We start from the raw sequence: 9,702 nt of genomic DNA, 5'->3' as shown, positions 1-9,702 counted from the left end.
GGCGCGCGCCTCCTGCCGCTCGAGGCAGAAGGTCTCGCGTACGAAATGCCCGTCGCCGCGCGTCTCGCGCGCGAGACGATGCCGGTCGATCTGCCGCTTGAGCCCGTCGAGCGGCGGCGGGCCGGGAATACGCGCCATACGATCTCCATGGACTGCACATCCGTCGACCTAAGATAGGAGTTCGCCCGGCGCTTGGCGAGTCCCCCGCAGCCGGCGGGCGCGGTGCGGCAGGGCCGGCTGCGCATTCCGCCATCGGTTGCCAAAGCGGCCGAAACCATGAACTGTGGCGAAAATGCGATTCGGCGTCAGGACGCCGATGACGCCTCCCCGGACCGAGCCCAGGATCTTGCCATGGAACGACCCGACCTGCCGCAGGGCCTTCCCGACGACATCGAGCACAAGAAGGATCGCGCGCGCGCCTGGTTCGAGCAACTGCGCGATTCCATCTGCGCCGCCTTCGAGACGATCGAGGACGAACTGGAAGGACCGCTCTCGAACCTCGAACCCGGTCGCTTCGTCGCGAAGGACTGGCTGCGCGAGGACGGCGAAGGCGGCGGCGGTCGCATGTCCATGATGGAGGGCCGCGTCTTCGAGAAGGTCGGCGTGCACACGTCGACCGTCCACGGCGAGTTCTCGCCGGAATTCCGCGGGCAGATCCCCGGGGCCGGCGACGATCCGCGCTTCTGGGCCTCCGGCATCTCGCTGATCGCCCACCCGATCAACCCCAATGTCCCGGCGGTGCACATGAACACGCGCATGGTCGTGACGACCAGCCGCTGGTTCGGCGGCGGCGCCGACCTGACGCCCGTTCTCGGCCGGCGCCGGACGATGGACGATCCGGACACCCAGCTCTTCCACCGCGCGATGGAGATCACCTGCAACCGCCATGCGGTCGCAGACCACGCGAAGTTCAAGGCCTGGTGCGACGACTATTTCTTCCTGAAGCACCGCAACGAGCCGCGCGGCACGGGTGGCATTTTCTACGACTGGCTGCACTCGCCGGACGACATCGGCGGCTGGGACGCCGACTTCGCCTTCACCCAGGACGTCGGCCGCGCCTTTTCCCTGGTCTATCCGAAGATCGTGCGCGGCAACTTCAACAAGATGTGGACCGAGGCGGACCGCGACGAGCAGCTTGTGCGCCGCGGCCGGTATGTCGAATTCAACCTGCTCTACGACCGGGGCACGATCTTCGGCCTGAAGACCGGCGGCAATGTGGAATCGATCCTCTCCTCGCTGCCCCCGGTGGTGCGCTGGCCCTGATCCGTTTGGACACACCGGCGCGAATTTCGCCGCAATATCGCGTTAAGCTCCATCATGCTAAGAGTATACCTCATGATTCCATTGGAGGAGCGGCATCATGAACATCCCCGTAGCGTCCGAGTCCCCGTCCGAGCGTGCCATCGGCCCCGCCGAACTGCTTGACCGTCTCGCGCAGAAGATGCGCGCCGAAAGCGGCATCGACTTGCCGCACGATTATTTTCTCGCAGAAGTCCGCCGCCAGCTCGCCCATCCGGAAGAGCCGCACCCGGCCGGCAAGGGTGACGACGTGCAGTCGTCCGCCTGCTTCAATTGCTGGGCCATGCCGGAAGACGAGCTCAAGGCCGCCGGCGGGCGCTGACCCGCCTGCGCCGGGAACCTTGACGGTTCGAGCGTCGTTTCGACGACGCTATGGCGACGGGCCCGTCATTTGGACGACGGGCCGGCTTCTGCTATAGTTTCCGTTCGAAACTGACAGGAGAAAAGTCATGAGACTGTTTGAATGCGGTTCGCTTGTTCCCGGCTGCAACTGGCATACCCGCGCCGACGACGATGCGGAAGTCGTCCGCCGCGTCGTCGAGCACATGCGCAACGCCCATGGCGAAACGATCATTCGCGAGAACATGGTCACCAACATCAAGGCCCGCATCGTCGAGGAGCCGAAGGCCGCGTGAGCCTGCGCCCTATTGTTCGGGCGTCCCGCCGGCGGCTTCCAGCCGGGCGAGCAGGTCCGCCCGGTCGAGGCGGAAATTCGACGCGACCCATTCGGCTTCGAGCGTGGCGAGCGTCTCGCCGACTTTTGCCCCGGCAGGCACTCCGGCTGCAAGCACGTCGGTCCCCGAAAGCGGGAAGGCGGGCTTGCGCCAGCCGTCGGCGCGCTTGAGGAGCCGCTGGCAGAGCGCCGCGAAAGCCATGGCGGCGGCGTCACCCGGCTTCGCACGCGCCGTCGCCAGGGCAAGACGCAGGCGCAGCGCGATCCCGTCGGAGCCGTGGCGATAGAGCAACCGGTCGAAGGCCGTATCGGCGATCTTTTCCGGGATGGCCGGGGCGGCACTCCATCTGTCCAGCACGGCGGCTTCCGCTTTGGACAGCCGCAGCCGCGCCGCGAGCCCTTTCAGCCGCTCGCCGTCGGGCGGCACGATCGCCGCGAGCCTCGCGAGCGGATCGACAGGCCAGCCGAACGCCCGCTCGGCGTCGACCAGCGCCGGGATCGCATCGATCCCCCACCTCTCGCTTTCCGGCAGGATTTCGCCGAGCACGCCGGTCTGGCGCATCCAGAGCAGCGCACGGCCGGGATCGGCTGCCGACAGCAGCTTCCTGGTTTCCGCCCAGACGCGCTCCGCCGACAGCCGGCCGAGCGTTTCCTTGGCGCGCGCGCAGGCACGCAGGCCGTCCGCATCCGGCCGGCCTGTGCCGTAGTGGGCGAAGAAGCGAAAGAAGCGCAGGATGCGCAGGTGGTCCTCCGCGATGCGCTGCGCCGCGTCGCCGATGAAGCGCACGGTGCGCGTCTCGATGTCGGGCAGGCCATTCACGAGGTCGATCACCCGGCCGTCGGTCGCCGCATAGAGCGCGTTGATCGTCAGATCGCGGCGCTCCGCATCCGCCCGCCAGTCGGTGCCGAAGGCGACGTCCGCGCGGCGGCCATCCGTCGCCACGTCGCGGCGGAGCGTCGTCACCTCGAAGGGCACGCCGGCGGTAACCAGCGTCACGGTGCCGTGCTCGATCCCGGTCGGCACCGCCTTTATGCCGGCGGCTCCCGCCCGAGCCACGACCTCGCTCGGCACCAGCGTCGTCGCGATGTCTATGTCGCCGACCGGCAGGCCCATCAGCGTGTTGCGCACGGCGCCGCCGGCGATCCGCGCCTCGCCGCCATCTGCGTTGAGCAGCGCCATGATCTTCCGCAGCGCCGGATCGTTGAACCAGACCTCGCCCGCCACGGATATCATGCATAAAGCCTTTCGTAGATCACCCGGACGATACCCGCCGTGATGCCCCAGATATTCCGGCCCTCGTAGGGCATGCGATAATAGTGCCGCTCGCTGCCCATCCAGACGCCGCTGCCGGTCTCGTGGTTCGCGGGGTTCATCAGGAACGAGAGCGGCACCTCGAAGACGGACTCCACCTCGTCGGGATTGGGCACCAGGTCGAATCCCGGCTGCACGACGGCGAGCACCGGCGTGATCGAGAAGCCCGACAGCGCCTTGTAGTGCGGCAGGCGCGCCACCGGCTCGACGAAACGGCGGTCGAGGCTGATCTCCTCCTCCGCCTCGCGCATCGCCGCCGCCTCCGCGTCGCGGTCCGTGCCGTCGACCGCGCCGCCCGGAAAGGCGATCTGGCCGGAATGCTTGCGCAGCCTGACGGTGCGCTCGGTGAAGATCACGCGCGCGTCGTCCCCGTCATCGACGACGGGAACGAGAACCGCCGCGTCGCGCAGTGTCATGCCCTCGATATGCGGGATGACGCCCGGATTGAGGATGCTGTCGCCATGCTCGCGCCAGCTCTCGTCGCCGACATCGGCGGCCTGCAGCACGGCGCGGCGCCGGAACTCCGCGGCGCTGTAGAGGGGATAGCTCATCGCGACAGCCGGTCCAGGTCCGCGGCCGGCATGACGGGGAAGACGACACCCGCCGAGCGCACCGAGAACATCGGCACGCCGTCGACGCCGATCGTCTCGCCGCGTTCCACCAGTTCGTACATCACGGCACGCGAGACGAGCGCCTCCAGCCGTCCGCGCACGAGCAGATAGGGCTTCAACTCGCTGTTGCCGCCTTCGATGACGAACCGCAGCGGATGCTCGGCTCCCGCCTCGACCACGTCGCCGACATTGGTGCGGAACGTCAGCACCTGCCGGTCGCCCGCGCCCCGCGCATCCATCTCCACGGCAAGGAAAGGCGCGTCGGCGACACGGATCGCCACCTTTTCCACAGGAGTTACGAGATAGGTCCGCCCGTCCTCGTCCTTGCGCAGCACGGTCGAAAACAGCCGGACGAGGGGCGCGCGGCCGATCGGCGTGCCCAGGTAGAACCAGGTGCCGTCGGCGCGGATTTCCATATCAATGTCGCCGCAGAATGGCGGATTCCAGCGCTCAACGGGCGGAAGCCCGCGCTTTCCGTTACCGGCTTCCTCCGACGCGCGCGAAATGAGCGCCGCAAGTCCCGTAGCGTCAGCCGATCCGCGAATTTCGCCGCCTGCCATTGTTCCGTCCCGGTTGGGCTCTAATTCCTTCATCTGTCACGCGATAGTCATTCCGTGACAGCTTGTCAGTCCCGGCGCAGCTTATAAGCTCTTTCGGGAGCGGGTGGAACCACGGCATACCCGATTCGGCCCGACGACAACCGGCTTCTGGAGATGATCATGGGCGTTCTGAATACACCTGAGACGGGTCTGGACGAGAAGGCGGTCGTCGCGGCCGCGGAACGGGCGCTCGCCGACATCGCGAATATCCGCGGCGAGATCGGCAAGGTGATCTTCGGCCAGGAGAGTGTGGTCGAGCAGACGATGCTCGCGGTGCTCTCCGGCGGCCATGCGCTGCTCGTCGGCGTTCCGGGCCTCGCCAAGACGAAGCTCGTCTCGACGCTCGGCACCGTGCTCGGCCTCACGTCGAGCCGCATCCAGTTCACGCCCGACCTCATGCCCTCCGACATCCTCGGCTCGGAAGTCATGGACCAGGACGAGAACGGCAAGCGCTCCTTCCGCTTCGTGCCCGGCCCGATCTTCACCCAGCTCCTGATGGCCGACGAGATCAATCGCGCCTCGCCGCGCACCCAGTCGGCTCTGCTGCAGGCCATGCAGGAATACCACGTCACCGTCGCCGGCCAGCGCAACGACCTGCCGAAGCCCTTCCACGTGCTCGCGACCCAGAACCCGCTGGAGCAGGAGGGCACCTATCCGCTGCCCGAGGCCCAGCTCGACCGCTTCCTGCTGCAGGTCGACGTGCACTATCCCGAACTCGCCGCCGAGCGGCAGATCCTGCTCGAAACGACCGGCGTCTCCGAGGCCCATGCCGATGCGGCGATCAGCGCCGGCCGTCTGCAGGAGGTCCAGACCCTCATCCGCCAGATGCCGGTGAGCGAGAAAGTGCTCGACGCCATCCTCGCGCTCGTGCGTTCGGCGCGCCCCGGCAATGGCAACGTCTCGACCGACAAGCACGTCGCCTGGGGTCCCGGCCCGCGCGCCGGCCAGGCGATGATGCTCTGCGCCCGGGCCCGCGCCCTCTATGAAGGCCGCCTTGCGCCGTCGGTCGACGACGTGCTGGCGCTGGCCGAACCGATCCTGCAGCACCGCATGGCGCTGACCTTCTCGGCCCGCGCCGAGGGCATGTCGGTGCGCGACGTCATCGCCACGCTGGTCAAGCAGGCGGGTGGCTGAACGGGGGCGCTGAGATGGCTTCCATCGGCGAGATCGTCCAGCCGACACCCGCAAGCGTCGCGCTTTCCCGCGCCCAGCAGCGCGCCATCCTCATCCCCGACTGCATGGTGGAGGCCCGGCGCCTCGCCAACACGGTGATCGCCGGCTGGCACGGCCGCCGCAAGCGCGGCATCGGCGAGAATTTCTGGCAGTTCCGGCCCTATGTCGACGGCGAGAGCCTGTCGCGCATCGACTGGCGCCGCTCGGCCCGCGACGACCACACCTATGTGCGCGACCGCGAGTGGGAGGCCGCCCATACGATCTGGCTGTGGGCCGATCTGTCGCCCTCCATGATGTACAAGTCGCGCTTCGGCATGGTGTCGAAGGAAAGCCGCGCACTCGTCCTGATGCTGGCGCTGGCCGAGATCCTCGCCCGCTCCGGCGAACGAATCGGCTGTCCGGGCGTCATGGAACCGATCGCCGCGCGCAACGCCGCCGAACGCCTCGCCGCTGCGCTGATGCACCGGCAGACGACGGAAGGCCTGCCCGACACCACCATGATCCGCGGCAGCAGCGACATCGTGCTGATCGGCGACTTCCTCGACCCGCCGGAAGCGGTGATGCAGCGGCTCGGCCCGCTGGCCCGGCGCGGCCTGCGCGGCCATGTCGTCGAGGTCGCCGATCCCGCCGAGGAGATCTTTCCCTATGCGGGGCGCACCGAATTCACTGATCCGGAGACCGGCATGAAGCTGACGGCAGGCCGCGCCGAGACGCTGCGCGAGGAGTATGCCCGGGCCTACCAGGCCCGCCGCGCCGCCCTTTCGGACGACCTGCGCCATCTCGGCTGGACCTTCGTGCCACACCGCACGGACCACCTCGCCTCCGACGCCCTCGTCGCGGTGCACATGTATCTCTCCGGCATGCCGGCCAGACGGGCCGAAGGAGGCCGCGCATGAGTGGCCTCGCCTTTGCCTTTCCCGCGGTCCTGACCGCGCTCGTGCTTCTTCCGGCGATCTGGTGGCTGTTGCGGCTGACGCCGCCGAAGCCGCTTGCCGAAATCTTTCCGCCCTTCGCCATCCTTGCCGGCATCGTCAAGCGCGAGGAGACCCCGGCGAAGAGCCCGTGGTGGCTGACGCTGATCCGCATGCTGATGGCCGCAGCCGTCATCCTGGCGATCGCCAACCCGGTGCTCAACCCGCGCGGCAACACGCTCGCCGCGAGCGGTCCGCTGGTGCTGGTGATCGACAACAGCTGGGTGACGGCCGGCGACTGGCAGCGCCGGGTGGATACCGCCTCGGCGCTGATCGACGACGCGGAAAGCCGCGACCTGCCGATCGCCGTCGTCTTCACGGCCGACCGCCAGAACGACGCGGTTCCGACGGACGCGGCGACGGCGCGCAACCGCCTCGCCGCCGCCGAGCCGCAGCCCCTGCCCGGCAATCGCGCGGGTGCGATCGCGGCGCTTCACACGGCGCTGGCGGGAACGCCGCCCGGCACGCTCGCCTTCCTCAGCGACGGACTGGCCGGCGACGAGGGCGAAGACGCAACCGCGGCGCTGAACGCGCTGTCGCCCGCCGAACTGCGCCTCATAGAGGGCGACGGGGCGTCGACGCTGGCCGCAACCGGAGCGACGAACGAGGCCGACGCCATGACGGTGACCGTCAGCCGTCTGTCGGGTAGCGAAGCCCGCAGCCTCGGCGTGACGGCGCACGATACGCAGGGTCGCCCGATCGCCAACGGCACCGTCTCCTTCGCGGCGGGCGAAACGACGGCAAGCGCCGCCATCGAGGCGCCCTTCGAGCTGCGCAACGACTTCGCCCGGGTATCGCTCGACGGCGTCGCGAATGCCGGCGGCACCTATCTGCTCGACGACGGCTTCCGACGCCGGCGCGTCGCGCTGCTGAGCGGCGAGGCGGTGGACGACAGCCAGCCGCTCTTGTCGCCGCTCCACTATATCGACCGGGCGCTGTCGCCCTTTGCCGATCTCATCCAGCCGGGCGTCGCCGATCTCGCCGCCGCCATTCCGGAGCTGCTGGAGCAGCACCCGTCGGTCGTCATCATGGCCGACATCGGCCGGCTGCCCGAGGATGCCTACGCGCCGCTGCAGCGCTGGATCGATGCGGGGGGCGTGCTGATCCGCTTCGCCGGCCCGCGGCTCGCGGCCGCGCCGGCGGATGATCCGCTGGTGCCCGTCCAGCTGCGCAAGGGCGAGCGGGCGCTCGACGGCGCGCTGTCGTGGTCCGAGCCCCAGCCGCTCGCCGCCTATCCGGCAAACAGCCCCTTCGCCGGCATGGCGCCGCCCGCCGACATCCTCGTCAAGCGGCAGGTGCTCGCCGAACCGACGCCCGACCTTCCGGAGCGGACCTGGGCGAGCCTTGCCGACGGCACGCCGCTCGTCACGACGAGCAGCGTCGGCGCGGGCCGGCTCGTGCTCTTCCACGTGAGCGCCGAGACGGGCTGGTCGAACCTGCCGCTCTCCGGCGACTTCGTCGAGATGCTGCGCCGCACGGTCCAATTGTCGCGCGGCGGCGGCGTCGCGGCCAACAGCGGCGCGGATACCCGCAGTCTGCCGCCCTACCGCCTCCTGACGGCGGTCGGCACGCTGACGACCGATGCCGGCGAGGCCAAGCCGCTCGATCCGGTGGCGATGCACGACAAGGCCGCCACCGCCGACAATCCGCCCGGCCTCTACGGCTCCGAGGATGGCTACGTCGCCCACAATCTTTTCCCGCGCGGCCACGAGCTCCAGCCACTGGCGCTGGAGACCGGCACGACCGTCGTGCGCGAGGGCCTGATCGGGCGGGCGAACGAATCCCTGAAACCCGCCTTGCTGAGCCTCGCGGCGGCGTTGCTGCTGCTCGACTGCCTCGTCGTGCTGTTCATGGGCGGCGCCTTCGCCCGTCCGCCGCGGCCGGCCGCTGCGCGCGGCGGCGCGCTCGCCATGGCATTGCTGGCGCTCGGCGGTCTGGTTGCCGTTGCGGCCTGGCCGCATGCGACGCTCGCGGACGACAGCCGGCCGGAGGACGAGGCGCTGCTGTCACGGTTGGACACCACCCATCTCGCCTATGTGGTGACCGGGGAATCCGAGGTCGATCGCATCTCCGAGCGCGGGCTTTCGGGCCTCACCGAGTTCCTGACCTACCGCACGACCCTGGAGCCCGGCGAACCGGTCGGCGTCGACATCGCTTCCGACGAGCTGTCGCTCTACCCGATCATCTACTGGCCGGTCAGCGCCAATGCCGACATGCCGAGTGCGGCGGCCGTCAGCCGGATCGACGCCTATATGCGCAACGGCGGCACCGTGCTCTTCGATACGCGCGACCAGTACTCCTCGCTGGGCGACGCGGGCGCGACGAGCCCGAACACGCAGCGCCTGCAGGCGATCCTCGCCAATCTCGACATCCCGCCGCTGGAGCCGGTGCCGGCCGACCACGTGCTCACCAAGTCGTTCTACCTGCTCTCCAACTTCCCCGGCCGCTATTCGGGAAGCCCGCTGTGGATCGAGGCGGAGTTCGACCGGGAGGAGGATCCGAGCCGGCCGGCACGGGCGGGCGACGGCGTCTCGCCGATCATGATCACCGGCAACGACTTCGCCGGCGCCTGGGCGATCGATGCCAACGGGCTCGCCATGTTCCCGACGGTTCCGCCGGACGAGGTGCAGCGCGACCATGCCTTCCGCTCCGGCGTCAACATCATGATGTACATGCTGACCGGTAACTACAAGGCGGACCAGGTGCACATCCCCGCCCTCCTCGAACGGTTGGGACAGTGACATGACGCTCCAGTTCTCGCCCCTGCTGCCCTGGCTCTCTGTCGCGCTGATCGCGGCATTCGCCGCCATGCTGGCCGGCCTCGGCCTCTGGAAGCGGCTGCGCGGCGCCGCGATGCGCGCGGCCGCCCTTGCCCTCCTGGTTGCAGCCCTCGCCAATCCGGTGCTGCTGCAGGAGGAGCGCGAGGCTCTGTCGACCATCGTCGCGGTCGTCGTCGACCGCAGCCAGAGCCAGGAGAATGCCGACCGGACCGCGATGACGGATGCGGCAATGGAGGAGTTGAAGGCCCGCTTCGCCCGCTATCCGCGCATCGAGCCGCGCTTCG

At 69.0% G+C, this 9,702-nt stretch carries 9 protein-coding genes and 1 pseudogene; 7 read left to right on the top strand and 3 right to left on the bottom strand.

Going from position 1 to position 9,702, the window contains the following annotated elements:
• The first annotated feature begins 351 nt into the window (after positions 1-351).
• The 3 genes from hemF (at position 352) to LXM94_RS16915 (ending at position 1,934) form a co-directional block, all read left to right on the top strand.
• Positions 352-1,263 (top strand): oxygen-dependent coproporphyrinogen oxidase, encoded by a 912-nt coding sequence (gene hemF / locus LXM94_RS16925; protein WP_235772645.1) that lies wholly within the window; start codon positions 352-354, stop codon positions 1,261-1,263.
• A gap of 97 nt (positions 1,264-1,360) precedes the next feature.
• Positions 1,361-1,621: a hypothetical protein gene (locus tag LXM94_RS16920; protein ID WP_235772644.1), complete on the top strand. Its 261-nt coding sequence runs from the start codon at positions 1,361-1,363 to the stop codon at positions 1,619-1,621.
• Positions 1,622-1,748: 127 nt separating this feature from the next.
• A complete protein-coding gene (locus LXM94_RS16915) occupies positions 1,749-1,934 on the top strand; it encodes a DUF1059 domain-containing protein (protein WP_235772643.1) in 186 nt (61 codons plus the stop codon).
• A gap of 9 nt (positions 1,935-1,943) precedes the next feature.
• Here LXM94_RS16915 and LXM94_RS16910 read toward each other — a convergent pair whose 3' ends face one another.
• From LXM94_RS16910 to LXM94_RS16900, 3 genes are read right to left on the bottom strand one after another with little or no spacing between them, the layout of a single operon-like run.
• Positions 1,944-3,206 (bottom strand): CCA tRNA nucleotidyltransferase, encoded by a 1,263-nt coding sequence (locus tag LXM94_RS16910; protein ID WP_235772642.1) that lies wholly within the window; start codon positions 3,204-3,206, stop codon positions 1,944-1,946.
• Positions 3,203-3,835: a CoA pyrophosphatase gene (locus tag LXM94_RS16905; protein WP_235772641.1), complete on the bottom strand. Its 633-nt coding sequence runs from the start codon at positions 3,833-3,835 to the stop codon at positions 3,203-3,205. The genes LXM94_RS16910 and LXM94_RS16905 overlap by 4 nt, the downstream gene beginning before the upstream one ends.
• Positions 3,832-4,455 (bottom strand): DUF1285 domain-containing protein, encoded by a 624-nt coding sequence (locus tag LXM94_RS16900; RefSeq protein WP_235772640.1) that lies wholly within the window; start codon positions 4,453-4,455, stop codon positions 3,832-3,834. Before LXM94_RS16900 ends, LXM94_RS16905 begins: the two co-directional genes overlap by 4 nt.
• Positions 4,456-4,614: 159 nt before the next feature.
• Here LXM94_RS16900 and LXM94_RS16895 point away from each other — a divergent pair, with 159 nt between their 5' ends.
• The 4 genes and pseudogenes from LXM94_RS16895 to LXM94_RS16880 form a co-directional block, all read left to right on the top strand.
• Entirely contained in the window at positions 4,615-5,628 is a 1,014-nt protein-coding gene (locus tag LXM94_RS16895; RefSeq protein WP_235772639.1) for an AAA family ATPase, read from the top strand.
• A 14-nt stretch (positions 5,629-5,642) separates the two neighbouring features.
• Positions 5,643-6,563: a DUF58 domain-containing protein gene (locus tag LXM94_RS16890; RefSeq protein WP_235772638.1), complete on the top strand. Its 921-nt coding sequence runs from the start codon at positions 5,643-5,645 to the stop codon at positions 6,561-6,563.
• Positions 6,560-9,379, top strand: a complete 2,820-nt coding sequence (locus tag LXM94_RS16885; protein WP_235772637.1) for a DUF4159 domain-containing protein — start codon at positions 6,560-6,562, stop codon at positions 9,377-9,379. The genes LXM94_RS16890 and LXM94_RS16885 overlap by 4 nt, the downstream gene beginning before the upstream one ends.
• A 1-nt stretch (position 9,380) precedes the next feature.
• Positions 9,381-9,702 (top strand): annotated as a pseudogene (locus tag LXM94_RS16880) (hypothetical protein); the annotation flags it as partial.

Source organism: Rhizobium alarense (assembly GCF_021555155.1).
GTDB lineage: Bacteria > Pseudomonadota > Alphaproteobacteria > Rhizobiales > Rhizobiaceae > Rhizobium_D > Rhizobium_D alarense.
This window is presented reverse-complemented; position numbering and strand designations above follow the sequence as displayed.